The sequence below is a fragment of the Nonomuraea sp. NPDC050227 genome, assembly GCF_044459705.1.
GTDB lineage: Bacteria > Actinomycetota > Actinomycetes > Streptosporangiales > Streptosporangiaceae > Nonomuraea.
Genome location: NZ_JBITJF010000001.1, coordinates 585,360 through 611,755 on the forward strand (window position 1 = coordinate 585,360; position 26,396 = coordinate 611,755).

Annotated in this window: 22 protein-coding genes; 12 read left to right on the top strand and 10 right to left on the bottom strand. The window is 71.7% G+C overall.

Annotation, left to right across the window (positions count from 1 at the left end; genetic code table 11):
- The first annotated feature begins 53 nt into the window (after positions 1–53).
- A complete protein-coding gene (locus ACIBK9_RS03205) occupies positions 54–1,955 on the top strand; it encodes a nitrate- and nitrite sensing domain-containing protein (RefSeq protein WP_397154778.1) in 1,902 nt (633 codons plus the stop codon).
- On the opposite strand, the gene ACIBK9_RS03210 is transcribed toward ACIBK9_RS03205, so the two are convergent.
- From ACIBK9_RS03210 to ACIBK9_RS03225, 4 genes are read right to left on the bottom strand one after another with little or no spacing between them, the layout of a single operon-like run.
- Positions 1,914–2,396 carry an NUDIX domain-containing protein gene (locus ACIBK9_RS03210; RefSeq protein ID WP_397154779.1) on the bottom strand — a complete coding sequence of 161 codons (483 nt, stop codon included), beginning with the start codon at positions 2,394–2,396 and terminating at the stop codon, positions 1,914–1,916. The two genes, ACIBK9_RS03205 and ACIBK9_RS03210, sit on opposite strands and share 42 nt — an antisense overlap.
- A gap of 10 nt (positions 2,397–2,406) precedes the next feature.
- Positions 2,407–3,273, bottom strand: a complete 867-nt coding sequence (locus tag ACIBK9_RS03215) for a TolB family protein (protein ID WP_397154781.1) — start codon at positions 3,271–3,273, stop codon at positions 2,407–2,409.
- 24 nt (positions 3,274–3,297) lie between these two features.
- Positions 3,298–4,035, bottom strand: coding sequence for an MBL fold metallo-hydrolase (locus ACIBK9_RS03220; RefSeq protein ID WP_397154783.1), 738 nt, complete (start codon positions 4,033–4,035; stop codon positions 3,298–3,300).
- 10 nt (positions 4,036–4,045) lie between these two features.
- Positions 4,046–4,186 (bottom strand): hypothetical protein, encoded by a 141-nt coding sequence (locus ACIBK9_RS03225; RefSeq protein WP_352321299.1) that lies wholly within the window; start codon positions 4,184–4,186, stop codon positions 4,046–4,048.
- Positions 4,187–4,575: 389 nt separating this feature from the next.
- Between ACIBK9_RS03225 and rho the strand changes: the two genes are divergently transcribed.
- The 3 genes from rho to ACIBK9_RS03240 all read left to right on the top strand — a co-directional run bounded on the left by rho (position 4,576) and on the right by ACIBK9_RS03240 (position 8,631).
- Positions 4,576–5,688, top strand: a complete 1,113-nt coding sequence (rho, locus tag ACIBK9_RS03230; protein ID WP_397154785.1) for a transcription termination factor Rho — start codon at positions 4,576–4,578, stop codon at positions 5,686–5,688.
- A gap of 20 nt (positions 5,689–5,708) precedes the next feature.
- On the top strand, positions 5,709–6,719 hold the full coding sequence (locus ACIBK9_RS03235) for a putative RNA methyltransferase (RefSeq protein WP_397154787.1): 1,011 nt from the start codon (positions 5,709–5,711) through the stop codon (positions 6,717–6,719).
- Positions 6,720–6,864: 145 nt separating this feature from the next.
- Complete coding sequence (locus tag ACIBK9_RS03240; RefSeq protein ID WP_358290594.1) at positions 6,865–8,631, top strand: prolyl oligopeptidase family serine peptidase; 1,767 nt, start codon at positions 6,865–6,867, stop codon at positions 8,629–8,631.
- 50 nt (positions 8,632–8,681) lie between these two features.
- Here ACIBK9_RS03240 and ACIBK9_RS03245 read toward each other — a convergent pair whose 3' ends face one another.
- Positions 8,682–9,884, bottom strand: coding sequence for a GAF domain-containing SpoIIE family protein phosphatase (locus ACIBK9_RS03245; protein ID WP_358290597.1), 1,203 nt, complete (start codon positions 9,882–9,884; stop codon positions 8,682–8,684).
- A 462-nt stretch (positions 9,885–10,346) separates the two neighbouring features.
- On the opposite strand from ACIBK9_RS03245, the gene ACIBK9_RS03250 reads away from it, so the two are divergent.
- A complete protein-coding gene (locus ACIBK9_RS03250; protein WP_358290600.1) occupies positions 10,347–14,537 on the top strand; it encodes a HAMP domain-containing protein in 4,191 nt (1,396 codons plus the stop codon).
- Positions 14,538–14,540: 3 nt separating this feature from the next.
- Entirely contained in the window at positions 14,541–15,170 is a 630-nt protein-coding gene (locus ACIBK9_RS03255) for a response regulator (protein WP_364327633.1), read from the top strand.
- 70 nt (positions 15,171–15,240) lie between these two features.
- Here ACIBK9_RS03255 and ACIBK9_RS03260 read toward each other — a convergent pair whose 3' ends face one another.
- Together ACIBK9_RS03260 and ACIBK9_RS03265 are read right to left on the bottom strand one after the other, a co-directional pair.
- On the bottom strand, positions 15,241–16,503 hold the full coding sequence (locus tag ACIBK9_RS03260) for an NYN domain-containing protein (RefSeq protein WP_397154790.1): 1,263 nt from the start codon (positions 16,501–16,503) through the stop codon (positions 15,241–15,243).
- A 186-nt stretch (positions 16,504–16,689) separates the two neighbouring features.
- A complete protein-coding gene (locus ACIBK9_RS03265; protein ID WP_397154792.1) occupies positions 16,690–19,026 on the bottom strand; it encodes a sigma-70 family RNA polymerase sigma factor in 2,337 nt (778 codons plus the stop codon).
- Between the two features lie 111 nt (positions 19,027–19,137).
- Here ACIBK9_RS03265 and ACIBK9_RS03270 point away from each other — a divergent pair, with 111 nt between their 5' ends.
- Positions 19,138–19,836 (top strand): hypothetical protein, encoded by a 699-nt coding sequence (locus tag ACIBK9_RS03270; protein WP_397154794.1) that lies wholly within the window; start codon positions 19,138–19,140, stop codon positions 19,834–19,836.
- Positions 19,837–19,846: 10 nt separating this feature from the next.
- On the top strand, positions 19,847–20,380 hold the full coding sequence (pyrE, locus tag ACIBK9_RS03275; RefSeq protein ID WP_352357535.1) for an orotate phosphoribosyltransferase: 534 nt from the start codon (positions 19,847–19,849) through the stop codon (positions 20,378–20,380).
- On the opposite strand, the gene ACIBK9_RS03280 is transcribed toward pyrE, so the two are convergent.
- Positions 20,355–20,756, bottom strand: a complete 402-nt coding sequence (locus tag ACIBK9_RS03280) for a hypothetical protein (RefSeq protein WP_397154796.1) — start codon at positions 20,754–20,756, stop codon at positions 20,355–20,357. The genes pyrE and ACIBK9_RS03280 overlap by 26 nt on opposite strands.
- 89 nt (positions 20,757–20,845) lie before the next feature.
- Positions 20,846–21,556: a DedA family protein gene (locus ACIBK9_RS03285; RefSeq protein WP_358290615.1), complete on the bottom strand. Its 711-nt coding sequence runs from the start codon at positions 21,554–21,556 to the stop codon at positions 20,846–20,848.
- 126 nt (positions 21,557–21,682) lie between these two features.
- Between ACIBK9_RS03285 and fbaA the strand changes: the two genes are divergently transcribed.
- From fbaA to ACIBK9_RS03300, 3 genes are all read left to right on the top strand, one after another.
- Complete coding sequence (gene fbaA / locus ACIBK9_RS03290; protein ID WP_352318009.1) at positions 21,683–22,705, top strand: class II fructose-bisphosphate aldolase; 1,023 nt, start codon at positions 21,683–21,685, stop codon at positions 22,703–22,705.
- 34 nt (positions 22,706–22,739) lie between these two features.
- Positions 22,740–23,150 carry a DUF3151 domain-containing protein gene (locus ACIBK9_RS03295; RefSeq protein WP_352318011.1) on the top strand — a complete coding sequence of 137 codons (411 nt, stop codon included), beginning with the start codon at positions 22,740–22,742 and terminating at the stop codon, positions 23,148–23,150.
- 128 nt (positions 23,151–23,278) lie between these two features.
- Complete coding sequence (locus ACIBK9_RS03300; RefSeq protein WP_358290619.1) at positions 23,279–24,562, top strand: adenylosuccinate synthase; 1,284 nt, start codon at positions 23,279–23,281, stop codon at positions 24,560–24,562.
- A gap of 60 nt (positions 24,563–24,622) precedes the next feature.
- Here the strand turns inward: ACIBK9_RS03300 and ACIBK9_RS03305 are convergent, their stop codons facing one another.
- Positions 24,623–25,309 carry a GNAT family N-acetyltransferase gene (locus ACIBK9_RS03305; protein ID WP_397154799.1) on the bottom strand — a complete coding sequence of 229 codons (687 nt, stop codon included), beginning with the start codon at positions 25,307–25,309 and terminating at the stop codon, positions 24,623–24,625.
- A 155-nt stretch (positions 25,310–25,464) separates the two neighbouring features.
- Here ACIBK9_RS03305 and ACIBK9_RS03310 point away from each other — a divergent pair, with 155 nt between their 5' ends.
- Positions 25,465–26,373, top strand: coding sequence for a glycerophosphodiester phosphodiesterase family protein (locus ACIBK9_RS03310; RefSeq protein WP_397154801.1), 909 nt, complete (start codon positions 25,465–25,467; stop codon positions 26,371–26,373).
- Positions 26,374–26,396 lie beyond the last annotated feature (23 nt).

Here is a 26,396-nt window from a genome sequence, read left to right on the forward strand (position 1 = left end):
TCCAAAGGGGGGTGTAATCTGCGAGGCGATCTCATCATGCACCCGGAGGTCGCATGCCCCCCACGCGTGGCCGTCCCATTGCTCTGAAGCTCCTGATCCTCCTGCTCGTGCCGCTGCTGTCCCTGGTCGGGCTGTGGGCGTTCGCGGCGGGCCTGACCGGCGGCGACGGCCTTCGCCTGCTGGAGATCAACAAGCTGGCCTCGAACCTGGCCACGCCGTCGGAGCGGATCAACGCCGAGCTCCAGGACGAGCGGCTGGCCTCGGTCGAGTTCCTGGCCACCCACCGCGGCGCGGACAAGCTGGCCAGGCAGCGCGGGCAGACCGACCGGGCGGTGGCGGCCTTCCGCAAGCTGGCCAAGGACCAGCGCGGGATGTCGCCCGAGATGCGCACGCAGCTCGACGTCCTCAACGCCAAGCTCGACCTGCTGTCCGGCATCCGCGCCGAGGTGGACGGCGGCACGGTCGCGCCGCTGGCCGTGATCGACGGCTACAGCCAGATCGTGGACGCCTCCTTCCGCATGTACGACGCGATGGTGCTGGTGCCCGACATGTCGCTGTACCGGCAGGCGCGGGCCGTCACCATGCTCGGCGAGGCCAAGGACCTGGTCTCGCGCGAGCGCGCGATGATCGTCGTGGTGCTGGCCAGAGGGCGGGTCGAGGCCGTCGAGCGGGAGGCGTTCACCGGGATGGTGGCGACCCGGCGGCTGCTGTACTCGCAGGCGCTCTCGCACCTGGACGGCGGCCTGCGCGGCCCGTACGCGCAGCTGGCCACCTCACCCGTCTACAAGGAGTTCCTCGACGCCGAGGACGCCATCCGGGGCCAGGCCGCGATGAACGGCCTGCCCGCCACCGCCGCCACCTGGGAGGTGGACGGCCAGAACCTGTGGGCGGTGCTCGAACGCGACCAGGGACAGGCCGTGGAGGGCATCGTGGCCCGGGTGACGCCGGCCGCCGAGAGCATCCTGATCAAGATCGGCGTGGCCGGCGGCGTGGGCCTGCTCGCCGTGCTCGCCTCGATCCTGCTGTCGCTGCGCTTCCGCCGGCGGCTGGTCCGCGAGCTGGCCGGGCTGCGCGACGCGGCCACCGAACTGGCCGAGGTGCGGCTGACCGGGCTGATCGAGCGGCTGCGCACGAACACCCGCCCGCCCACGGCCGCCGAGGTCGCGCCGCTGGAGGTCAGGACGGAGACCTCCGAGGTCGCCGACATCGTGCGGGCCTTCAACCACGTGCAGTCCACGGCCGTGGAGGCCGCCGTCGACCAGGCCAGGCTGCGGCACGGCGTCAGCCAGGTCTTCGTGAACCTGGCCCGGCGCAACCAGTCGCTGCTGCACCGCCAGCTGCTCCAGCTCGACAGCATGGAGCGGGCCACCGAGGAGCCCGACCTGCTGGCCGACCTGTTCAAGCTGGACCACCTCACCACCCGCATGCGCAGGCACGCGGAGAGCCTGATCATCCTGTCCGACCAGGCCCCCGGGCGCGGCTGGCGCAACCCGGTGGCCATCCTCGACGTGCTGCGCGCGGCCGTCGCCGAGGTCGAGGAGTACGAGCGCGTCGAGATCCTGCCGCCGCCGCAGACCGCCCTGCTCGGCGCGACCGTCACGGACGTGGCCCACCTGCTGGCCGAGCTGGTCGAGAACGCCACCCTCTTCTCACCCCCGCAGACCAGGGTGGACGTGCGCAGTTCGAGCACCCCGAACGGCCTGATGATCGAGATCGAGGACCGCGGCCTCGGCCTGCCCCGCGTCGAGCTGGACGAGCTCAACGACCGGCTGGCCAAGATGCCGGAGTTCGACCTGGCGCAGAGCGACCGGCTGGGCCTGTTCGTGGTCGGCCGGCTGGCCGCCCGGCACGACATCAAGGTCACCCTCGCGCCCTCGCCCTACGGCGGCCTGACCGCGATGGTCTTCCTGCCCTCAGCCCTCCTGGCCGACCAGCCGGTCCTCGCCGGGAGCTAGGTAGGCCGTCCCGCCCGAGGCCCGCGCCCGCGCGGCCGCCAGCAGCCGCCGGTGGCCGTGAGCGGGCAGCAGGCGGGCGGCCTCCTCGTGGGTGTAGAACCCGTGGTCGTCCAGCTCCTCGGCCTGCAAGGTGATCACCGTGCCCGACGGCAGCTCGCCACAGTCGAACATGAAGTTGACCATCGCGTACGGCACGTAGGCCAGGCCGTCGACCCAGCTCACGGCGAGCAGCCGGCCGACCTCCAGCACCAGGCCGAGCTCCTCGGCGACCTCCCTGGCGCACGCCTGCGCCGGGTGCTCCCCCGCGTCGATGATGCCGCCGGGGAAGGACCAGTGGTCGCGGTAGTTGGGCTTGACGAGCAGGGCCCGGCCCCGCTCGTCGGTGATGTAGGCCGCGGCTCCGGTGACGACCCGGTTGACGGTGGACCAGAAATCGTTCACCGGGCCAACGTTACGGCAGCACCTGCAGCAGCGCCTGGGTCCTGGCCCTGGCCGGTTCCTCGATCCGCTGGCTCTCCTTGCCCGCCGCGTCCAGCACGACCAGCGTGTTGTGCGCGCCGCCCGCCACGCGGACCACCAGCCGCCCGTCGGCCAGGTAGAACGCGCCGATCAGCCGGCCCTTGACGGCCGGGGTGAGCTTCCGGCCCGTCACCAGGTCGACCACGGCGGGCTTGAAGGCCGCCGGCCAGCTCCCGTCGCCGAGCGCGGCGGGATCGGCCGGGACCGCGACGACCGCGTTGCGGCCGTTCGGCGACAGGCTCTGCACGTGGGTGACGAGCTTGACGCCCTTGGCCCTGGCGGCCTTCCCTGTCCTGACGTCGAGCCGGTAGACGGCGTCGGCCTCGCCGGTGTAGCCCGCGAGGTAACGGCCGCCCGCCGCCCACGCCAGATGGCACACGCCCTTGGACGTGCCGAGCCTGCGCCCGCCGGTGCCGTCGGCCTTGACCGCCATGACGGTCTCGCCCTTGCCGACGTAGGCGACCTGCGTCGAGTCGGGCGACCAGACGGGGGTCAGGCACGGCGTGCCGCCCTGGAGCTTCGTGGCCGCGGTGACGGTCTTGGCGCCGTCCTTGACCTGGAGGTCGCCGCCGTCGGTCACCCAGGCGGCCTTCCTGCCGTCCGGCGAGACGGCGAACTGCGGCAGCGCGCCGATCTTGGCGAGAGTGCTCCACTCACCGCCTTCGTAGCGGGCGAGCCGGTGGCCGTCGTCGGCGTAGACGGCGGCGCCCGAGAGCTCGGGCGCGGTGGCCGCCGACGCAGGGGCGGGGGCCAGCAGCGCGGCGCCGAGGGCGATCCCGGCCACAACACGAATCTTCATGACAGCTAATGGTGCCGTAACGGATCAAAGACGCATGAACGGCTCGCTGAAGTGCGCGGTGGCGATCGTCGCCCGCTCGGCCCGCAACGCCGCCAGGACCTCGGTGCGCGTGCGCGCGGCCGTCTCCTGGTCGTCGTCGTAGGCGTAGTGGATGCCCGGGTCGGCCAGTTGCACCGGGTGGAGCACGAGGTCGCCGGTGATGGCCAGGTCGCCGACCCTGGCGATCTGGTGACCGGGGGTGTGGCCGGGCGTGTGCTGGACGTGGATGCCCGGCGCGATCTCGGCCTGCCCCTCGACGACGTGGAGCTGGTCCTTGAGCGGGGTCAGCAGGTCGGACATGGCTCCTGAGGCCGAGTCCACCTCGGCCCGCTGGAGCACGTGGCGCGCGTTCTCGAACACCGGCCGGCCGCCTGTGACCGCGCCGCTCGCGTGGTCGCTGTGCAGGTGGGTGAGGACGACGGTGCCGATGTCGGCGGGCGCGACGCCCACCGCCGCCAGCTCGTCCGTCAGGACGCCGGGCACGGGCGCCCAGCCGGCCGCCGGGGAGTCCTCCCCGCCGATGCCGGTGTCGACGAGGGTGAGGCGGCCTGCGCCGTCGCGCAGCAGGTAGCAGTGGAAGTGCAGGACCCACGGATCGTCCGCCGGACCGGATCCGGGGAACATCTCGGCGAGCGGGAGGCGGATCGCGGGGCCCATCGGGCCCACCGCGTCGCAGAGCGGCGTCACCTCGACGCCGGAGACGGTGATGGGGCTGTGCTTCATCCCGCCTAGGTTAGGCGGCGACGGGCTGCCGGGGAACGTACTCGTTCTCCAGGTCGGCGGCGTAGACGGCGCGGCAGCAGTGGGCGCACCGGTACATGATCGGGCCCTCGTCGAGCGTGTGCTGGCACTGCGGGCAGTGGACGGTGTTCATGGTGTTCCCCCAAGGAGCTCGGATGTGTCCATGGAACCCCCGCCGAGTTGCAGGGGTCCTGCATGTCACTTGACACGGTGCCGCTGCGCTGATGGGGGTTGTGTGCCTTCGCCGCACCGCCGGCCGGGGGTCTTCCTCACGGCGTGGTGCGATGAAGAACATTGTCACGCGTACGGGCCGGGACACGCGGCAGAACACACCAGAACCGTCCGGGAATAGTCCAAGAGGGCTAGGCGTTTAATGGGGCGGAACGTGTGGTATCTTCCCCACAAGCGTTGAGCTTCCGCTCCGCTGGTTCTGCTCCAGCCCCGCCCAGGTTTCTCCGGGCCCGGCTTCTTCATCGCACTCGCCGATCTCCGGTCGGCGCATCTCCCCCAAAGGGGCTCATCATGTCTGTTCACACCATTCCGCAGCAGCGCGCGGAAACGCCCGCAGGGCAGGTGAGCGGCCTCCTCGACGTACAGGAGAAGTCCGCCTTCATCCGCGCGGAACACCTTCCCGGACCGGGCGACGTCCGCGTGCCCGCCGAGCGGGTCAGGCAGCTCGGGCTGCGCCGCGGCGACCGCGTCGTGGCCACCGTGGCCGGGAACAAGCTGGCCGGCGTCCAGTCCGTCAACGGCCTGGCCGAGTGGCGGGACCGGCCGCGTTTCGAGGAGCTGACGCCCGTCCACCCGGACGAGCGGCTGGTCATCGAGACCGGGTCGCTCAGCACCCGGGTCATCGACCTGGTCGCGCCCATCGGCAAGGGACAGCGCGGTCTCATCGTGGCGCCGCCCAAGGCCGGCAAGACGATGGTGCTGCAGGCGCTGGCCGCCGCGGTCACCCGCAACCATCCCGAGGTGCACCTCATGGTCGTGCTCGTGGGCGAGCGGCCCGAGGAGGTGACCGAGATGCGGGCCTCCGTCCAGGGGGAGATCTTCGCCTCCACCTTCGACCACCCCGACCGCGACCACGCCGCCGTCGCGGAGCTGGCCCTCGAACGCGCCAAGCGCCTGGTGGAGGGCGGCCGCGACGTCGTGCTGCTGCTCGACTCGCTGACCCGGCTCGGCCGGGCCTACAACAACCTCGCGCCCGGCGGCGGCCGGGTGCTCACCGGCGGCATCGACGCCCGCGCCCTCTACCCGCCCAAGCGCTTCTTCGGCGCGGCCCGCAACGTCGAGGGCGGCGGCTCGCTGACCATCCTCGCCAGCGCCCTCGTGGACACCGGCTCCCGCATGGACAACAGCCTGTACGAGGAGTTCAAGGGCACCGGCAACATGGAGCTCCACCTCGCCCGCGACCTGGCCGAGCGACGCCTGTTCCCGGCGGTCGACCTGGAGGCCTCCGGCACCAGGCGCGAGGAGATGCTGCTGCACCCGCAGGAGCTGCAGGTGATCTGGCGGCTGCGCCGCACGCTGGCCGGGCTGGACCGGCAGCAGGCCCTGGAGACGCTCGTCGGCAAGCTGCGCGCGACGCCGTCCAACGCCGCGTTCCTGCTGGAGGCGCTGCGCGCGGCGGCGTGAGGCCGCTGGAGAATGGGCGCATGCTGGCCGACATCGTCGAACACCTGATCTGCCCCGTCTGCCACGCGGACGTGGAGCTCGCCGACGGCGCACTGCGGTGCGCGCGCGGGCACTCCTTCGACGTGGCCAAGCAGGGGTACGTCAGCCTGCTCACCGGGTCACGCCCGCCCGGCACCGCCGACAGCCCCGCGATGGTGGCCGCGCGGGCCGAGTTCCTGGCGGCCGGGCACTACGCCCCGCTGGCGCAGGCGCTGGCGGAAACCGTACGCGTACGGGTGGCGGCCGGAGAAAAACGTGAATCTTCTACTGAATCGAATGACGAAACCGGGCCGGGAGCGTACGGTGGGGCGGGAGTGGAGGCCGGTCCGCAAGGTGGGCCGGTGACCGTCGAAGGTCTCGGCGCGGCGGGCAGGGTCGCACCGCTGATCGTCGACGCCGGCACGGGCACCGGGCACTACCTGGCGGCCGTGCTCAATGCGGTGGACGATGGCATCGGGATGGCGTTCGACGTCTCCAAGCACGCCGTACGGCGGGCGGCGCGGGCGCATCCGAGGCTGGGGGCGTTCGTGGCGGACGTGTGGCGGCCGCTCCCGATCCGGCATGGGGTGGCCGATGTGGTGATCGATGTGTTCGCGCCCAGGAACGGGCCCGAGTTCCGGCGGATCCTGCGCCCTGGAGGGGCCGCGGTCGTCGCGACCCCGGCGGCGGCGCACCTGAGCCCGCTGGTCGGGGAGCTGGGGCTGCTCTCGGTGGACGAGGAGAAGGATCTCCGGGTCGCCCGCAGCATGCAGGGGTTCACCATGACCGGACGGCGCGCCATCGAGTTCGACATGGAGCTCGGACCGGACGAGCTGGTCCAGGTCGTGGGAATGGGCCCGAGCGCGTGGCACACTGATTCCGCCGAGCTGGCCGCCCGCATATCCGGTTATTTCAGCCGACATGCCAAGAATGGCCATAATAAAGTTACGGTCAGAGCCGCGTTTCATCTGTCTATCTTCGAGCCTGAGCCCCGTTCAAGACCTGTTCCTTGACGGGCATCTGCGACTGGTGTTACTGATGGGGCATTTAGTCCGAAATTCCCCCACATTCCCCGAGTATTTCCCCGACTCAGGCGCAATACTGGACGGCATCCCGCACCCAGAGGGCGTGGGCCATCGATGGGAGGGGGCGCGCCGGATGAAGGCGGAGGAACGCTGGCAGGCCAGGTTCCGCGCGTCGCGCATGACGCTGCCGGCCTGGGCCCGCCAGGCCCCGAACCGCTCCATCTACCGCTCCAACGCCACCGGGACGTGGGAGGTCTACGCCTGGGACCGGGCGACCGGCGCCGTGCGCCAGGTCACCGACCGGCCCAAGGGCACCGCGTACGCGGCGATCGACCCGGCGGGACAGTGGATCTACTGGTTCGCCGACACCGACGGCGACGAGTTCGGCACCTGGTGGCGCCAGCCGTTCGCGGGCGGTCCGAGCGAGCCGGCCGCGCCCGGCCTGCCGCCGGGCCAGCCGGGCGGCATCGCGCTGTCGGCCACCGGCCTGGCCGCCATCAGCCTGGCCAGCGAGGGCACGTTCCGGATCCACCTGGTACGCCCCGGCGCGCCGGCCGAGCTGCTGTACGAGCACGCCGAGGCCGCCTGGGTGACCGACATGTCCCTCGACGGCTCCCTCATCGCCATCAACCACGGCGAGTACGGCGACTTCCGGCGTCCGGCGCTGCGCGTCGTCGACCAGCACGGCGAGACCGTCGGCGAGCTCTACGACGGCCCCGACAAGGGCGTGCACGGCCTCCGCTTCGCCCCGGTGCTCGGCGACCGCCGCCTGCTGACCCTGCACGAGCGACGCCAGCGCCACGAGCCCCTGGTCTGGGACCCGGTCACCGACGAGCAGCGCGAGATCTGGCTGAAGGACCCCGGCGACCTGGCCGCCGAGTGGTTCGACGACGGCCGCGGCCTGCTGATCGTGCGCGACCACCGCGCCCGCAGCTACCTGCACCGCTACGACCTGGCGGGCGGCGTCCTGACCCTCATCGACACCCCGCACGGCGTGATCGACGAGGCCGCGCCGCGGCCCGGCGGCCACATCGAGTACTCCTGGTCCAGCGGCTCGCGCCCGCCGGTCATCCGGTCGAGCAACGGCCAGGTCGTGCTCAACGCGGGCGGCCCGCCGGCGCCGCCGAGCGTCCCCGTCGAGGACCTCGACGTCGAAGGGCCAGGCGGGCGCATCCACGCGCTGGTGTCCAAGCCCGAGACCGGCGCGGCGCCCCACCCGGCGGTCTTCCTCATGCACGGCGGCCCGACCGACCACGACCGCGACGCCTTCTCCCCCGAGGTCGCGGCCTGGGTCGACGCGGGCTTCGCCGTCGTCCGCGTCAACTACCGCGGCTCGACCGGCTACGGCTCCGCCTGGCGGGACGCGCTGCACGGCGACGTCGGGCACATCGAGCTGGCCGACATCGCCGCCGTGCGCCAGGCGCTGGTGGACCGGGGCACGATCGACCCCGCCCGGCTGATCCTGGCCGGCACCGCCTGGGGCGGTTACCTCTCGCTGCTCGGCCTGGGCGTCCAGCCCGGCCTGTGGGCCGCGGGCATCGCCGCGGTGCCCATCGCCTGCCACCAGACGTGCTACGAGGACGAGGCCGAGAGCCTGCGCGCCTACCAGCGCGCCCTGCTCGGCGGCTCCCCCGACGAGCAGCCCGAGCGGTACGCGTTCTGCTCGCCGATCACGTACGTGGACCAGATCAAGAGCCCCCTGCTGATCCTCGCCGGCGAGAACGACACCCGCTGCCCGCTGCGCCAGATCGAGAAGTACGTGGCCAAGCTCGCCGAGCACGGCCGCGAGCACGAGCTCTACACCTACGGCGCCATCCGCGGCTCGCTCGTGGTCGCCGAGCGCATCGCCCAGACGGCCCTGCAACTGGAGTTCGCCCGCAAGCACGTGCACGTCGGCTGACCTCGCGCGCACGTCGTGGGAGCGCTCCTGCGGGGGCGCTCTCGCGCCGGTCAGCGCGCGCGCAGGACCACGATGGCGAGGTCGTCGGCGCTCGGCTCGGCGGCGAACTCCGCCGCGCCCCTGCGGATGCGCTCGGCCACCGCCCTGGCCGACAGCCCGGCGCACTCGGCCAGCAGCTTGGCCAGACCGCCGTCGTCGTCGAGCAGCCGCCCGCCCGAGCGCCGCTCGGTCACGCCGTCGGTCACCGCCAGCAGCACGTCGCCGTGGTCGAGATGGATGGTGTCGGCCTCGAACACGACCTCGTGGAAGACGCCGAGCAGCGACTGCGGCGTGGTCACCGCCTCCACCTTGCCGCTCGGCCTGAGCCGCAGCGCCTCGGGATGGCCGGCGGACACCAGCCGCACCTCCAGGCCGGACGCCACGGGCGTGATGTCGCCGTGGAGCAGCGTGAGGAACCTGGCCCGCTCGCCCTCCTCCAGGATCGCCTGGTTGAGCCGGCCGAGCACCGCGGCGACGCCGTAGCCCTCGCGGGCCAGCAGGCGCAGCGTGTGGCGGGCCAGGCCGGTCACCGCGGCGGCCTCGGGGCCGGTGCCGCAGACGTCGCCGATCGCGAAGCGCCAGGAGTCGTCGCCCGCCTTGAACAGGTCGTAGAAGTCGCCGCCGACCTCGTTGGCCTCGCCGGCGGGCTCGTAGATGACGCCGTAGTCGAGACCGGGCACCTCGGGCTCGTTGGGCGGCAGGAGGCTGCGTTGCAGCGCCCGGTTGGCCGCGGCCTGCTGGGCGTAGAGCCGGGCGTTGTCCATGGCCAGCGCGGCGCGCCTGCCGATGTCGTCGGCGAACTGGATGACCTCGTCGGGGAAGCGGTCGGACCGGCCCAGGCACATCATGCCGAGCCCGCGGCCGCGCGCGGTGAGCGGCACGGCCAGCACCTGGGAGTCGTTCAGGTGGATGACGGACGTGGCCCTGGTGTCGGCCGCGCCGACGTCCATGTCCGTGAGCTGCTCGCGCAGGCCGTCGATGCGGGCCTCGTCGGCGTGCCAGAGGTAGACCAGCCGCAGCGGGCCGCCCGAGTTGCCGGCGGTGTAGACCGCGCACCAGCTCGACAGGCGGGGCACGACGATCTGGGCGATGATCGCCGGGACCATGTCGGGGTCGAGGGTGCCGGCCAGCAGGTCGCTGGCGTCGGCCAGGAAGCCGAGCCAGTGGGGGCCACGAGCGCTCTCCTCCGCCCATTCGGCGGCCACCTGGTCCACGGAGCCGGGTAGCGTGAGCCTTGCCCAATGGACACGGGAATCGCCCGCGAAGGTGACTCCCCACTCCTCCACGTTCACGGAAGGAGCCTTCGGGTCACCGTGCGCGTTGATCCGCTGCCGCAGTTCGACCTGGACTGAGTCCCCGTAATGCTTCCAAATCACCTCAAACGGCTCGTCAGAGACCTGCTCCGCCAGATCGCCGGCCACCTGCTCGGCGGTGTGGAGCACGCTGACGGTGGCCCACGCGGTCATCACCTCGCGCGTGAACCTCATCGCAGCCGTCACAGCGGTATCGCCAGGCGCGAAGGTCGCGGCCAGGACCGCGTGGGGAGAAGCAGTCATCCCATCGTGCCTACCACACTTCTCACTGACTTGGGGTAAATCCAAGGGCAGGACTACGAGCTACTCATCGTGACAGACTTGACTCACTCGCCGGGACCCGTCGCGAGTGAAGGAGGCCCCATGACCACGGCCAAGGCCGCATCAAGCCCGGAGGAGCGGACCTATACGGAATCGGATCTCGTTCCCGTGCTGGAGACTCTCTTCTCCTGGCGTGACGGCGATTTCCGGCGTCGGGTCCCGCACGCTCCTCCCGGCATCCTCAGCGAAGTGCGCCTGCTGCTGAACGAAGTGGCCGACCGCCGCGAACACCTCGCGAACGAGCTGGCGAGAGTTCGCAAAGAAGTCGTCAAGGAAGGGCGCTTCGGCGAGCGGCTGACGCCCGGCCCGGGCGTCGGGGCGTGGTCCGAGAGCGTCGAGTCGGTCAACATGCTGATCGACGCCCTGGTCAGCCCGGTCAGCGGCGCGGCCGACGTGATCGACGCGGTGGCCAAGGGCGACCTGTCGCGGCGCATCGACCTCGACCGGTCGGCCCGCGGCGAGGTGCGCCGCCTGGGCAAGGCCATCAACGGCATGGTCGACCAGCTCGCCCTGTTCAACTCCGAGGTCACCAGGGTCGCCCGCGAGGCGGGCACCGAGGGCCGGCTGGGCGGCAGCGCCAACCTGCGGGGCATGTCGGGAAGCTGGCGCGACCTCACCGAGGCCGTCAACACGATGTCCTCGCGCGTGGCCGCGCAGGTCCGCGACATCGCCGTGGTCACCACGGCGGTCGCCAAGGGCGACCTGAGCCGCAAGGTCACGGTCGACGCCGTGGGCGAGATGTTCGAGCTGAAGAACACCGTCAACACGATGGTCGACCAGCTCTCGGGCTTCGCCGAGGAGGTCACCCGCGTGGCCCGCGAGGTGGGCACGGAAGGCCAGCTGGGCGGTCAGGCGCAGGTCACCGGCGTGTCGGGCGTCTGGAAGGACCTCACCGACAACGTCAACTTCATGGCCAACAACCTGACCTCGCAGGTGCGCTCGATCGCCACCGTCGCGACGGCGGTAGCCCAGGGCAACCTGTCGAAGAAGATCACCGTTGACGCCGAGGGCGAGATCCTGCAGCTCAAGGACACCCTCAACACCATGGTCGACCAGCTGTCGTCCTTCGCCGACGAGGTCACCCGAGTCGCCCGCGAGGTCGGCACCGAGGGCAAGCTCGGCGGGCGCGCCGAGGTGAAGGGCGTGTCGGGCGTCTGGAAGGACCTCACCGACAACGTCAACTCGATGGCCAACAACCTGACCTACCAGGTGCGCAACATCGCCCAGGTGACCACGGCCGTGGCCAACGGCGACCTCACCCGCAAGATCGACGTCGACGCCCAGGGCGAGATCCTCGAACTCAAGTCGACCATGAACACGATGGTCGAGCAGCTGTCCTCGTTCGCCTCCGAGGTCACCCGCGTGGCCCGCGAGGTGGGCACCGAGGGCCAGCTGGGCGGCCAGGCGCAGGTGCGCGGCGTGTCCGGGGTCTGGAAGGACCTCACCGACAACGTCAACTCGATGGCCAACAACCTCACCTCGCAGGTGCGCCAGATCGCGGCCGTCTCGTCCGCGGTGGCGCAGGGCAACCTGTCGAAGAAGATCACCGTTGACGCGCAGGGCGAGATCCTGCAGCTCAAGGACACCCTCAACACCATGGTCGACCAGCTGTCGTCGTTCGCCGACGAGGTCACCCGCGTGGCCCGCGAGGTGGGCACGCAGGGGCAGCTGGGCGGCCAGGCGCGGGTGCAGGGCGTGTCGGGCGTGTGGAAGGACCTCACCGACAACGTCAACTTCATGGCGAACAACCTGACCTATCAGGTGCGCAACATCGCCGAGGTCACCACGGCCGTGGCCAACGGCGACCTGACCCGCAAGATCGACGTCGACGCCCAGGGCGAGATCCTGGCGCTGAAGACCACCATCAACCGGATGGTCGACCAGCTGTCCTCCTTCGCCTCCGAGGTCACCCGCGTGGCCCGCGAGGTGGGCTCGGAGGGCCAGCTCGGCGGCCAGGCCCGGGTCGAGGGCGTCGAGGGCACCTGGAAGCGGCTCACCGAGAGCGTCAACGAGCTGGCCGGCAACCTGACCACGCAGGTGCGCGCCATCGCGACCGTGACCAGCGCCGTGGCCCGGGGCGACCTGACCCGGTCGATCGCCGTCGAGGCGCAGGGCGAGCTGGCGGAGCTTAAGGACAACATCAACTCGATGGTGGCCAACCTCCGCGAGACGACCCAGGCCAACCAGGAGCAGGACTGGCTCAAGTCGAACCTGGCCCGCATCTCCCGGCTCATGCAGGGCCACCGCGACCTGTTCGAGGTGGCCAAGCTGACGATGAGCGAGCTCACTCCGCTGGTCTCGGCCCGCTACGGCGCCTTCTACGGCATCGACCCCGAGGGCGACCACGAGCTGACGCTGATCGGCGGCTACGGGGTGCGTCCCGACCGGGGGCCGCGCCGGCGGTTCGCGATCGGCGAGGGCATCGTCGGCCAGGCGGCGGCCGAGGGCAGGCACATCATCCTCGACGACGTGCCGCCGCAGTTCATCACCATCGACAGCGGGCTCAGCCAGTCCACGCCCGCGCAGATCGTCGTGCTGCCGATCCTGTTCGAGAACCGCGTGCTCGGCGTGCTGGAGCTGGCCTCCTTCACCCCGTTCGGCGAGGTGCACCTCGACTTCCTGACGCAGCTCGTCGAGACCATCGGCGTCACGATGAACACGATCATCGCCAACTCCCGCACCGAGGACCTGCTGACCGAGTCCCAGCGGCTCACCCGCGAGCTGCAGGAGCGCTCCGACGAGCTCCAGCGGCAGCAGGAGGAGCTGCGCAGGTCCAACGCCGAGCTGGAGGACAAGGCGGCGCTGCTGGCCAAGCAGAACCGCGCGATCGAGATCCAGAACTTCCAGATCGAGCAGGCCCGCCGCACCCTGGAGGAGCGCGCCGAGCAGCTCGCGGTCTCCTCGCGGTACAAGTCCGAGTTCCTCGCGAACATGTCCCACGAGCTGCGCACGCCGCTCAACAGCCTGCTGGTGCTGGCCAAGCTGCTGACCGAGAACGCCGAGGGCAACCTGACGTCCCAGCAGGTCGAGTTCGCCCGCACGATCCACAGCGCGGGCTCGGCGCTGCTGCAGCTCATCAACGACATGCTCGACCTGTCGAAGGTCGAGGCGGGCCGGATGGACATCCATCCGATCCAGGTGTCGCTGCCCAAGATGGTCGACCTGCTGGAGGCGGCCTTCGCGCCGCTGGCCCAGGACAAGGGGTTGTCCTTCGGCGTCGAGGTGGCCTCCGACGTGCCGAGCGAGCTGCGGGCCGACGAGCAGCGCCTGCAGCAGGTGCTGCGCAACCTGCTGTCCAACGCGGTGAAGTTCACCCCGAAGGGCGAGGTCAAGCTGCGGGTCGCGGCGGCCCCCCGAGGGGTCGACTTCGACGACGACACCCTCCACGACGCCACCGACCTGCTGGCCTTCCAGGTGATCGACACCGGCATCGGCATCGCGCCCGACAAGCGCGAGGTCATCTTCGAGGCGTTCAGGCAGGCCGACGGCACCACCAGCCGCAAGTACGGCGGCACCGGCCTCGGCCTGGCCATCTGCCGCGACATCGCCCGGCTGCTCGGCGGCGAGATCCACGTCGAGAGCGAGCTGGGCAGGGGCAGCACGTTCACCCTCTACCTGCCGGCCTCCTACACCGGCCCGCTGGCCGCCACCGACGGCAGCACGGCCCCGCGCCGGCAGCTCATGACCTCGCCCGCCGAGGAGCAGGCCGCCGCCGCGACCCTGCCCGAGCCGCCGCCGCTGGACATGCCGATGCCCGAGCTGGTCGAGCCGCCGGTGGAGACGCCCGCCCAGTGGCAGGGCGACGACCCGCTCAACGGCGCCAAGATCCTCATCGTCGACGACGACATCCGCAACGTGTTCGCCCTCACCAGCGTGCTGGAACGACACGGATCGACGGTCGTCTACGCCGAGAACGGCCGCGAGGGCATCGAGCAGCTCGAACGGAACGAGGACGTCGCGCTCGTGCTGATGGACATCATGATGCCGGAGATGGACGGCTGGGCCACGACCTCGGCCATCCGGCGCATGCCCCAGTTCGCCGACCTGCCGATCATCGCGCTGACCGCTAAGGTCATGCGTGGTGATCGCGAGAAGAGCATCGCCTCGGGCGCGTCCGACTACGTGCCCAAGCCGGTCGACGTCGATCGCCTGCTCGAACGGCTGCGCGGCTGGCTCAGCCGTGGGCGGGGAGCCACGACCGACTCGTCGCCCTCAACCGCTGAAGGGTCGTGATCGATGCCGGACCGTGCAAAGATCCTCCTGGTCGACGACCGCGAGGAGAACCTGATCGCCCTGGAGGCGATCCTCAGTTCGCTCGACCTGGTGCCCGTACGCGCCAGGTCCGGCGAGGAGGCGCTCAAGGCGCTGCTCAACACCGAGTTCGCGCTGATCCTGCTCGATGTCCGGATGCCGGGCATGGACGGCTTCGAGACGGCCGCCCACATCAAGCGGCGGGAGCGGACCAGGAACATCCCGATCATCTTCCTGACCGTGGTCGACAGCGCCCCCGACTACGCCTTCCGCGGATACGCGGCGGGGGCGGTCGACTATCTCACCAAGCCGTTCGACCCCTGGGTGCTGCGAGCGAAGGTGTCGGTGTTCACCGAGCTCTACAACATGAACAAGCGCCTGGCCGAGCAGGCGTCGTTGCTCCGCGAGCGGCTGACCGGCGAGCTGCCGCCCGGAGCGGGTGACCACGCCTCGGTCCTGCCGGAGTTGTCCCGGCGGCTGACGGCGGTGGAGGACGAACTGGCCCGGGTGCGGGAGCTGGCCCGCAAGTCGCAGGATCCGGCGCTCGCCGTGCCGCTGGCCGACCTGGGCGATCGGGTCGCCCACCTGCGCGCCGGGTTCGACGCGCTCTCCTGATCTCGTCCCGTCCGACGCCCGGGCCGCCACTCTTGGCGCCCGGGCGTCCGGCTTGCCGTGCGCGGGTGGGTCAGTGGCGGGCGCGTTCGAGGGCGTCCCAGAAGCCGCGGCGCAGGGCGTGGCGGACCTCGTCGTGCAGCAGGAAGTCGATCGGCAGCGAGGAGCCCTGCAGGAGGCGGGCCTCCAGGTCGGAGGGCATGCGCGGCTTGCGGGCCAGCACCGCCTCCAGCCACAGCGCGGGCGCGTCGCGGGCCACGGACTCGCCGAAGTCGTGCCCTTCGCGATGGGCGGCCTTCACGGCGTCGGCCAGCGTGGTGGCCCCGGCGGTGGCGGCGGGCGGCGGGGAGACGGGCGCGGCCTGCGGCCCGGTGTACGGCCCGAGCTGCGCCGGCTGGTAGGCGCCCCCCGAGGACGGCGTGGCGAACTGCCCGGTGCTGGGCGAGGCGGACTGCGGCTGCTGCAGCGGCCCGGTCGGCGGCACGGACGGCGGCACGGACGGCGGCACGGACGGCGGGATCGACGGCGGCTGCTCCTGGTACCCCGAGTACGACGGCAGCACCGGCGGCGTGGCCGACCGCCCGCCCGAGGACGCCTGCCCGTTGGCGGACGACTGGCCGGAGGAGGGGGCCGCGTGGCTCCCGGAGTGCTGCCCGGCCGCGTGACTGCCCGCGGACGGCGCCGGCGGCAGCGAGGCCGTCGGGGTCGCCGGGGGCGCGGCCGGCGGCGCGGGCGGCAGCGAGGGGGCGGCGTGCCCGTTGCTGAGCGGCTGGTGGTGGCCGTTGGAGGACTCGGTGACGCCGCTCACCATCGTGACATAGGGCCGCAGGTGGGCGTTGCCCAGCTCGACCAGGTCGTCGCACTCCTGCCGCAGCGACCGGGACACGGCCCACCCGCCGTCGGCGGCGATGTGGATGACGGTGACCCTGATGCCGAGGTCTTGTGCGTCGCACACCACCTGGGCGAGGTCTTCGTCGCCGCTGACGACGACGGCGTCGCAGATGGCGTTGTTGCGGGCGAGGGTCATGAGGTCGCGATGGACCTGGGCGTCGACGCCTTCGCGGCGGCCCGGCCGGATGCGCGAGAGCCTGAGCTTGAGGCCCGGGATGTCGGCCAGCGCGTCGTGCTCCGGGGTGCGGCGGCCCTCGACGGTCGCCTCGTACCAGTAGCACCGCAGCAGCGGCAGGCCCGTGCGTTCGCGCGACAGGTTGGTCATCAGCTGGAGGAGCCCGGGATAGTCCCAGGCGACGGCCTCTCGATGGCGAGTGCCGTGCACGGCCATCGCTCCGTCCGCCAGCAGATAGCCGGCGTCCACGAACAGCGCACAGCGATCCACTGACACCGCCCCTTTCCTGGTGGTCCGACCTTGCTGGCTCTGCACCGTCAGAGACCGGACTCGGCGGCCCTCTTTCAGGGTAATGAAAGCAGGTGATCGCGCGAGGGTGAATCCCGACGATTCGACCGCGGGCCGCCGTGCAGCCGGACCATTTAGGCAGACCGTACCAGTTCGTCCTGTTTGCGGTCATGAGCGTGCCCTGACGGTCAGCGCGGCCGCTCCGAAGAGCACGACGTCCTTGTCGGTCACGATCGTCAGCGCCGGATCGCGGCCCAGCTCGGCGTCGACCGTGTCGACGTCGACGCCGAAGGTCATGCCCCCGGCGCCGTTGGCGGAGCCGTCGAAGACGTTGGCGCGCTCGCGGTCGCCGCCCTCCGGGACGATCGCGCCGGTGCCGAGGGAGACCTTGTCGCCCTGGAGATCGGCGTCGCCCTCCCAGGTCACCAGCTCGGCCCTGGCCGGCGCGGCGGCCGGGCTCAGGCCGCCGAGCGGCATGCGCACCTTCCGGTCCGCGCCGCCGATCACGGTCGCCGTGTCGAGCACCACGGCCTGGCTGTACGGCTGCCGCGGCCCGGTCACGACCACCACCAGGCTCCACCCGGCGTGGCTGGAGGCCCCCTCCGCCATCGGCGCGTCGGCCGCCCACCACAGGCCGCCCGGCCGCGCCTGCCCGGCGAGCGCGGTGACGTCGGCGAACGCCTGGTAGGCCGGGCCGAGCGGCATGTCGAGGGCCGTGACGTGGTCGGGACGGACCGACACGTACGTGCGCCGGCCCGGCGCCCTGACCTTGACGGGCCCCGCCGCCGCGCCGCTCGCCGACCAGTAGAGGCCGGCCCACACGACCCGGCTGTCCTTGGGCAGGGTGAGCCGGGCCGCGCTGGAGGCGGTGGTGGCCGGGCTGGCGTCCTGGTCGAGGGGGGTCATCGACCACAGGTCGTTGTCGCGCTGGTCGCCCTGGCGGCGCCTGGCCTCGGGACAGCCGTCGTGCTCCTCGGGACAGCTCAGCAGCGTGTTGCCGACCGCCCGGACGGCCACCCTGCCCTCGGTGGCGAACCTGGCCGACGCCCCCACCGTGCGCACGCCCCGCGCGGCCCGCGCGTCGACGTGGAGGTCGTCGGCGTCGACGCGCACGGCGGGCCCGGCGCCCTCCGGAGCCAGCTCCGACACCAGCACGCGCAGGAACACCGCCGTGCCCTGCCCGGCGGCCAGCGGCCGCCTGGCGCACCGCGCGCCCTGCCCGGCCTGCCGGCAGGACCAGCCGTCGACCGTGCCCACGGGTTCGAGCAGCGCCACGCCGTGCCCGCGCCTGGCCGGCGGCAGGAGGGTCACGCCGGGCGGCAGCTCGACGGTCGCGGCCAGCTCGCCGCTCGGGCCGTCGCCGTCGTTGCGCAGGCGCATGCCGACGATGCCGGGCTGGGCGCGTACGAGGGCGCCGAGCGCGCCGATCGTGGCCCGCAGCCGGGCCCTGCCCCGCGGCTCCCTCCGCGGCGGCGGGACGCGCGCCGGCGGCTCGCTCGCCACGGGCAGCGGCACCGGCCGCACCGACACCGGGGGCTGGGCCACCAGTGTGGGCGTGGCCACCGGCCGCTCGGCCACCGGCGACTCCCCGGACACCAGCACGAACGCCGCCACCGCCGCGGACGCGACCGCGACACCGCCCGCGGCAACCACCTGCTGCCGCGAGGGCGCCCGCCGCAACCAGCCGAACAGCCGCAGCAGCCAGCCCGCTCCGCCGCCGGCCGCGCCCGCCTTGGCCAGCGCCGCGGCGTAGCCGCTGAACACCGGGCCGGCGATCAGCGGGCCGACGATGACGCGCAGGCCGCGGTTGACGTCGGTCAGTTCGAGCAGGACGCCGTGGCACTCCTCGCAGTCGTTGACGTGGTCGTCGACCGCGCGCGAGTCGCGCCTGGCCAGGCCGCCCCTGACGTAGGCGCCCATCTTGCCGAGCACCGGACGGCACTCGTGCTGCGGCGCCGCGCGCAGGTGCATCTGCAGGTACGCCTGCCGCAGCCCCTCGCGCGCCCGGTAGGCCAGCGCCGCCACCCCGTTGGCCGACAGGCCGAGCAGCGGCGCGACCTCGGCGGGCTTGCACTTCTCCACCTCGGTGTGCCAGAGCACCGCCCGCCACCGCTCGGGCAGCGACAGGAACGCGCGCGAGATCATCGACCGCTCCAGGCCGACGAGCGCGGGATCGACGAAGGGCACGCCCGCGTCGTAGCGCTCGATCTCGCCGGTGGTCACCTGGCGGCTCTCGACCCGGCCGCGGTCGTAGACGGTACGGCGCACGACGGTCAGCAGGTACGTGCGGAACCCCGACTCGGGCCCGCCGCCCCTGCCCACCAGGTCGAGGATCTTCGTGAACGACTCGGCCACGACGTCCTCGACCTCGGACTCGCCCCTGACGAGCTGCCTGGCCAGCGCGCGGGCCGCGGCCACGTGACGCTCGTAGAGCCGTCCGTACGCGGTCGCGTCGCCGGCGCGGACCTCCTTCAGCAGGTCCGCATCGCTTCGCGGCGATTCCACACTCATTGTGACCTCACGATTACGGTGGGTTGCCCCGCGCAATCATTCCGCATTCTCCGTCATGACTAAACCGCAGCGCCGTCTTTACCTCTGAGGACCACGGGAGGACGCATGGACGAGGACGTGCTGTCGCGCTGGCGCGGCCGGAGCATGGCGGAGGGCTGGTCGCTGGCCGACGACTGGTGGACCCCGGCGGCGGCGTACGCGATCAAGGCCGTGACGGACGGCGGCGACCTGCCGCGCGCCTGCGAGGAGCTGGGCGCGGCGCGCGCCGGGGCGGGGGTGGGGATCAGCGAGGGACTGGGCGACCTGGCGGCGCTGTTCGCCGTCACCGATCGAGGAGAGCCGACGTTCCCGCTGGTACGGGCGTACGCGGCCGGGTGGGCCGAGCAGAGCTTCGCGCCCATGAACGACCTGCAGTGCGAGGACCCGCTGACCGGCCTGGCCACGGTGGCCTACCTGCGTACCAGGCTGGGCGAGCTCTACCGGGGGGCGGTCGCGGGCGGGCACCTGCTGGTGGTGGCCGAGCCGTACGGGCAGATCGCCGAACTGGCCGAGCGGCTGGCGGCGGCGCTCAACCTGGCCACGGCGCTGCGCAGGGCGTTCACCGGCGACGAGACGCTGGCGCTGCTCGCGCCCACCCGCGTCGGCGCGGTGACCAGGGAGGACGACCGGCTGGCCGGCAAGGTCGCCGACCTGCGGGCCACGGAGATCCTGTACGGCCGCCACCCCCGCGTCCGGGTGCGCCGGCTCCCCCGCGCACACGCGCAGGCCCTGGCTCTCATCAGGACGCTGAGCCTGGGACCCTAAGCTTGGGCGCATGACAGACCGCGACAACCTGCTGGCCGAGATCAAGCGCAAGGCCGTCGTCCACGGCAAGGTCACGCTCTCCTCGGGCAAGGAGGCCGACTTCTACCTCGACCTGCGGCGGATCACGCTCGACGGGGTGGCCGCGCCGCTCGTCGGCAAGGTGATGCTCGACCTGACCGACGATCTCGACTTCGACGCCGTCGGCGGGCTCACGATGGGGGCCGACCCGGTGGCCTGCGCGATGCTGCACGCGGCGGCGGCGCGCGGGCGCACGCTCGACGCGTTCGTGGTGCGCAAGGCGCAGAAGTCGCACGGCATGCAGCGCCGGATCGAGGGGCCCGAGGTGAAGGGCCGCCGGGTGCTGGCCGTGGAGGACACCTCGACGACCGGCGGCTCGCCGCTGACCGCCGTGGAGGCGCTGCGGGAGGCGGGCGCCGAGGTGGTGGCCGTGGCCACGATCGTCGACCGGGGCGCGGGCGCGCGGATGGCGGAGGAGGGGCTCGACTACCGCACCGCCTTCACCCTCCAGGACCTCGGGCTGTGAAGGCCTCCCTCGCGCCCTGCTCGCCGGGGGCGCGGGGGCTGCCGTTCTCGGTGACGCGGACGGTGCCCGCGTCGCCGAGCACGACGTCGAGCTCGGGCTCGAAGTAGCTGACCTCTTCGCCCCCGCTCATCTCGCGATGGTGCAGCACGTCCCCGCCGGGGACGCGGACGGTCACGGTGGGGCAGACCTCGGCCACGCACTCGAAGCGCACGGTCGGCGCCCTGCCCTCGCTCGCCCGCACGACCGTGGACCCTGCCGTGGACGGCCGCTCCGGCTGCGAGCCGGACGAGCCGATCAGGGCGCGCACGCCGACGACCACCAGCGTCACCACGGCCCCCACCGCGAGGACGACGAGGGCGGATCGGGCGATTCCCATCGGATCTGACCTGTGGCGTCCCACAGGGGGCACTGTACCCGGTGGTAACTCAAGGGCCCCCGGTCAGCGCCGGGGGCCGGTGCCCGGTGTCAGTGCTGGGGGTCGGTGCTGGAGGGCACGCGGTGGTGCTTGCCGTTGGGCAGCGGCAGCCGCTTGCGCTCGCGGCGCTTCTTGACGACCTCGACGATGATCGGGATCAGCGAGATGAAGACGATGATGAACACGCCCGGCAGGATGTACTTGTCGATCTGCTTGGGATCGACCTTGCTGCCGAGGAAGTAGCCGAGCAGCACCAGGCCCTCGACCCAGACCACGCCGCCGATGACGTTCCACAGGAAGAAGCGCCTGGCGGGCATCTCCAGGACGCCGGCCACCGGGTTCATGAACGTGCGGACGATCGGCACGAACCGCGCCAGCACGACCGCCCGCGCCGGGCCGAACTTCTGGAAGAACTCCTCGGCGCGCACCACGTGTTCGCGTTTGAACAGCCGCGAGTCGGGCCGGTCGAACATCTTCCTGCCGAACCTGGCCCCCAGGAAGTGGCCGAGCTGGGCGCCCGCGATGGCACACAACGGTGTGCCGATCACCAGGACGGGGAAGGAGATCGGCGGCGCCTCGCCCACGACCAGCGACGCGGAACTGAAGATCCCCGCCGCCACCAGCAGCGAGTCGCCCGGCAGGAAGAAGCCGAGCAGCAGACCCGTCTCGGCGAAGATGATCGCCAGGACGCCGATGGTGGCGAAGGCGCCGAGGATGGTGAGCCACCACGTCGGGTCGAGGAGATTCCAGAGCCAGTCCACCCCGTGAGCCTACCTGGAGCCGAGCGAATCGGATGTGGCCATCCGGCACGCGTTGTCACTACCAGTTGTGGTTGGGAGCCGGGATACTGGGCAGGCGCGAAGCCGTACTTCTCAGGGAGATGACTCATGCCCATCGCGACTCCAGAGGTCTACGCCGAGATGCTCGACCGTGCCAAGGCGGGCGGGTTCGCCTATCCGGCGATCAACGTGACCTCTTCTCAGACCTTGAACGCCGCGCTGCGCGGGTTCGCCGAGGCCGAGAGCGACGGCATCGTGCAGGTGTCCACCGGCGGCGCCGAGTTCCTCTCCGGCACGACGGTCAAGGACATGGTGACGGGCGCGACCGCGCTGGCCGAGTACGCCCGGGTGGTGGCCGCCAAGTACCCGGTCACGGTGGCGCTGCACACCGACCACTGTCCGAAGGACAAGCTCGACGGCTACATGCGGCCGCTGATCGACATCTCGCTGGAGCGGGTGTCCAAGGGCCTCGACCCGCTCTTCCAGTCGCACATGTGGGACGGCTCGGCCGTGCCGCTGGAGGAGAACCTGGAGATCGCCAAGGAGCTCCTGGACAAGTGCGCCCGCGCCCGGATCATCATGGAGATGGAGATCGGCGTCGTCGGCGGCGAGGAGGACGGCGTCGTCGGCGAGATCAACGAGAAGCTCTACACCACCGCCGAAGACGCGCTGGCCACGGCCGAGGCCGTCGGCGTCGGCGACCGGGGCCGCTACATGCTGGCCGCCACGTTCGGCAACGTGCACGGCGTCTACAAGCCGGGCCACGTGAAGCTGCGGCCGAGCGTGCTGAAGGAGATCCAGGAGGCGGTCGGCGCCAAGTACGGCAAGGACAAGCCGTTCGACCTGGTCTTCCACGGCGGCTCCGGCTCGCTGCTGGAGGAGATCCACGAGGCCATCTCCTACGGCGTGGTGAAGATGAACGTCGACACCGACACCCAGTACGCCTTCACCAGGCCGATCGCCGACCACATGTTCCGCAACTACGACGGCGTGCTGAAGGTCGACGGCGAGGTCGGCAACAAGAAGGCCTACGACCCGCGCGCCTACGGCAAGAGCGCCGAGACCGGCATGGCGGCCCGCGTGGCGGAGGCCTGCCACAACCTCAAGAGCAGTGGGACGAAGATCTCCTAGCCACTTGGGCGGCACGGCGGGTATGACTTGTCCTATGGATAACCTTCTCGCCGGGCCGCCCCCGACTCACCTGCCGGACCTGCCCGAGGCCAGGGAGGCGCTGGAATCCGGGGCCAAGGCCGCCGACGTGGCCGCCCGCTTCCCCGCCCACCCGGCGGCCTGGGCCGCGCTCGCGGAGGAGTACTTCGCGCAGGGCCATGCCGTCACCTCCTACGCCTTCGCCCGCACGGGCTACCATCGCGGCCTCGACCAGCTGCGCAGGAACGGCTGGAAGGGCCACGGTCCCATCCCTTGGGAGCACGAGCCCAACCGCGGCTTCCTGCGCTGCCTGCACGCCCTGTCCAGGGCGGCGCAGTCCATCGGCGAGAAGGACGAGGCCGAGCGCTGCCTGCAGTTCCTCAAGGACAGCAGCGAGACCGGATATGAGGCGCTGACCAAGGGTTAGCAGCGCATTGGGCCCGCATTGGGCCCACGCGCCTTGGGACGAATGGGCAGACTCGGGTAGTCTCTCTACGCAAGAGCCCCTGTCGCACTTGCGCCAGGGGTTTCGTTTTGTGCTCGGGAGACTGAACAATGCCGGCTGCCGTTCTCGTTGGGGCCCAGTGGGGCGATGAGGGCAAGGGCAAGGCCACCGACCTGCTCGGTGGCGACGTCGACTACGTCGTCCGTTATCAGGGTGGCAACAACGCGGGACACACCGTCGTCATCGGTGACCAGAAATACGCTCTGCATCTTCTGCCGACGGGGATCCTGTCGCCGGACGTCGTACCGGTGATCGGCAACGGTGTGGTGATCGACCCGGGGGTGCTGCTGAGCGAGATCGACGGGCTGGCCGCGCGGGGCATCTCCGCCGAACGCCTGCTGATCTCCTCCAACGCGCACCTGATCATGCCGCACCACAAGGCGCTGGACAAGGTCACCGAGCGCTATCTGGGCAAGGCCAAGATCGGCACCACCGGACGCGGCATCGGCCCCGCGTACGGCGACAAGATCGCCCGGATGGGCGTGCGGGTCCAGGACCTGCTCGACCCGGGCATCCTGGCCAAGAAGATCGAGGTCGCGCTGACCGAGAAGAACCAGGTGCTGACCAAGGTCTACAACCGGCGCGGCATCGACCCGGCCGCCGTGCTGGAGGAGTACCTGGCCTACGCCGAACGGCTCAAGCCGCACATCGCCGACACCTCGCTGGTGCTCTCCAAGGCGCTGGACGAGGGCAAGTTCGTGCTGCTGGAGGGCGGTCAGGGCACGCTGCTGGACATCGACCACGGCACGTACCCGTTCGTCACCTCCTCCTCGCCGACGTCCGGGGGCGCGTGCGCCGGGGCGGGCATCCCGCCGAACCGGCTCACGAAGATCATCGGGATCCTGAAGGCGTACACGACCCGCGTGGGCTCGGGGCCGTTCCCGACCGAGCTGACCGACGAGACGGGCGAGTGGCTGCGCAGGACCGGCGGCGAGTACGGCGTCACCACCGGCCGTGACCGTCGCTGCGGCTGGTTCGACGCGGTGATCGCCCGCTACGCGACCCGGATCAACGGGGTCACCGACTACTTCCTCACCAAGCTCGACATCCTGTCGGGGCTGGAGCGCATCCCGGTGTGCGTGGCCTACGAGGTCGACGGCGAGCGGTTCGACGAGATCCCGATGACCCAGACCGACTTCCACCACGCGGTCCCGGTCTACGAGGAGCTGCCGGGCTGGAAGGAGGACATCTCCAACGCGAAGTCGTTCGACGACCTGCCGCCGAACGCGCAGTCGTACGTGCGGGCGCTGGAGGAGATGAGCGGGGCGCCGATCTCGGCGATCGGCGTCGGCCCCGGCCGCGACCAGACCGTCGTGGTGCGGTCGCTGGTCTGACCGGCACGTGACGAGGGGCCCGGCGCGGGAACGCGCCGGGCCCCTCGCGTGCGAAAGGGACTACGGCCGGACGGCGGGCTCTTCCTCCGCCGGGCCTCCGGCGGTGAGGACGGCGGCGGTCATCGGGGTGTGCAGGGTCCAGCCCAGGGTCTCGTACAGGGCCTGGCCCGCCTCGGTGGCGACCAGGATGCCCGTGCGAGCGCCCCGGGAGACGGCGGCGGCGGCGAGCGCGGCCATGACGACCGTGCCGAGGCCGCGCCGGCGGTGTTCGGCGGCCGTCTCCACCTGGTCGATCACGGCGGCCCGGTCCGCGACGGCGAACTGGCCGCGCGCCGCGACCTCGCCCGCGGCCGTGAGCAGCCGGGCCACGGTCACCCCCGCCCTGGTGGTGATCGCCAGGGTGTAGCCCGCGGGGGCCTTCGGGGTGGTGCGGGCCAGGGACGCGGTGGTCATCATGTACTCCTGCTCCTGCACGGACCACCGCGGGGGCAGGGAGGGGGCGACCGCCTCGGCGGGGGCGCAGAGCTTGAGCCAGGTGCCGGGGACGGTGAGGGTGCCGGTCAGGTGGTCCAGGATCTCCGCGGTAGGGGTGGGGACGACGTGCCGCGCCACGTGGCCGGGAAGGCCGACGTCCACTCTGAGGCCCCACGGTTCGGGTACGGGCCGCGGGGCGTTGCGGGAGATCACCCAGCCGTCCACCCATGCCCGGACTGTTGCTGAATGGGCATGTTTGAGAACCTCCGTCATGAGCTCCAGCTTATTGCAAGGTAGTTGCATTTATCGTGCAATAAGCGGGCGGAGAGTCCTCTTGACGCCTTCCCTTCCGACCGGGGCGTAGCAGGATAAAAAGGACACGGCGTGGCACTGCCTCAGCGGGCCTCGCGCCGGGTAGTGTCCCCGGTGTGCGCGTTGAGATTCATGGTCACCGAGGAGCGCGGGGCCTGTGGCCGGAGAACACCCTGCCAGGGCTGAGCCGCACGATGGAGCTGGGCGTTCACGCGCTTGAGCTCGACGTCGCCCTCACCGCCGATCGCCGCCTCGTGCTCACGCACGACCTGACGGTCTCGGCCGTCACCAGTGCCGACCGCCGTCCGCTGCGGCAGGGCGATCCGCTCTTCCCGTACGTGGGCAAGCCGATCAACGCGCTCAGCCTCGCCCAGCTGCGCACGCTCGACGTGGGCGTCCGCCTGCCGCGTCACCTCGACGACCCGTTCGCGCTCACCCAGGTCGCCATGCCGGAGACCAGGATGCCGACGCTCGGCGCGGTGCTCGGGCTGGTCAACGCCTACGAGGCAGAGCACGTGCGGCTGCACGTCGAGCTGAAGTCCGACCCGACCAGGCCGGAGCTGACGGCCGATCCGGAGATGTTCACCGAGCTGGTGGTCGAGGAGCTCGACCGGCACGGCCGGCTGGGCAACGCCGCCGTCCTCAGCTTCGACTGGCGCGTCATCAGGCACGCGGCCCGGCTGGCGCCGGCGGCCAGGCGGTTCGCGCTGATCGAGCTCGACACGCTCCACTGGCACGAGGGCGGGCTGGGCGACGACATCCCGGCCGCCGCCCGCGAGGCCGGAGCCACCACGCTCTCGCCCGAGCACGTGATGGTCGACGAGAAGCTGATGGCCCAGGCGGCCGCGGCGGGCCTCGACGTGGCGGTCTGGACGGTCAACGACCAGGCCCTGGCCGGCCGCCTGATCGACCTCGGCGTGGCCGGGATCGTGACCGACTACCCCGACCGCATGCGGGAGCTGTGGCGCGAGCGCGGCCTCGAACTGCCGGAGGGCGTCCGGCCGCTCAAGCCCGTGAGCGTCTGAGCGCCGCTCAAGCCCCCGAGCGT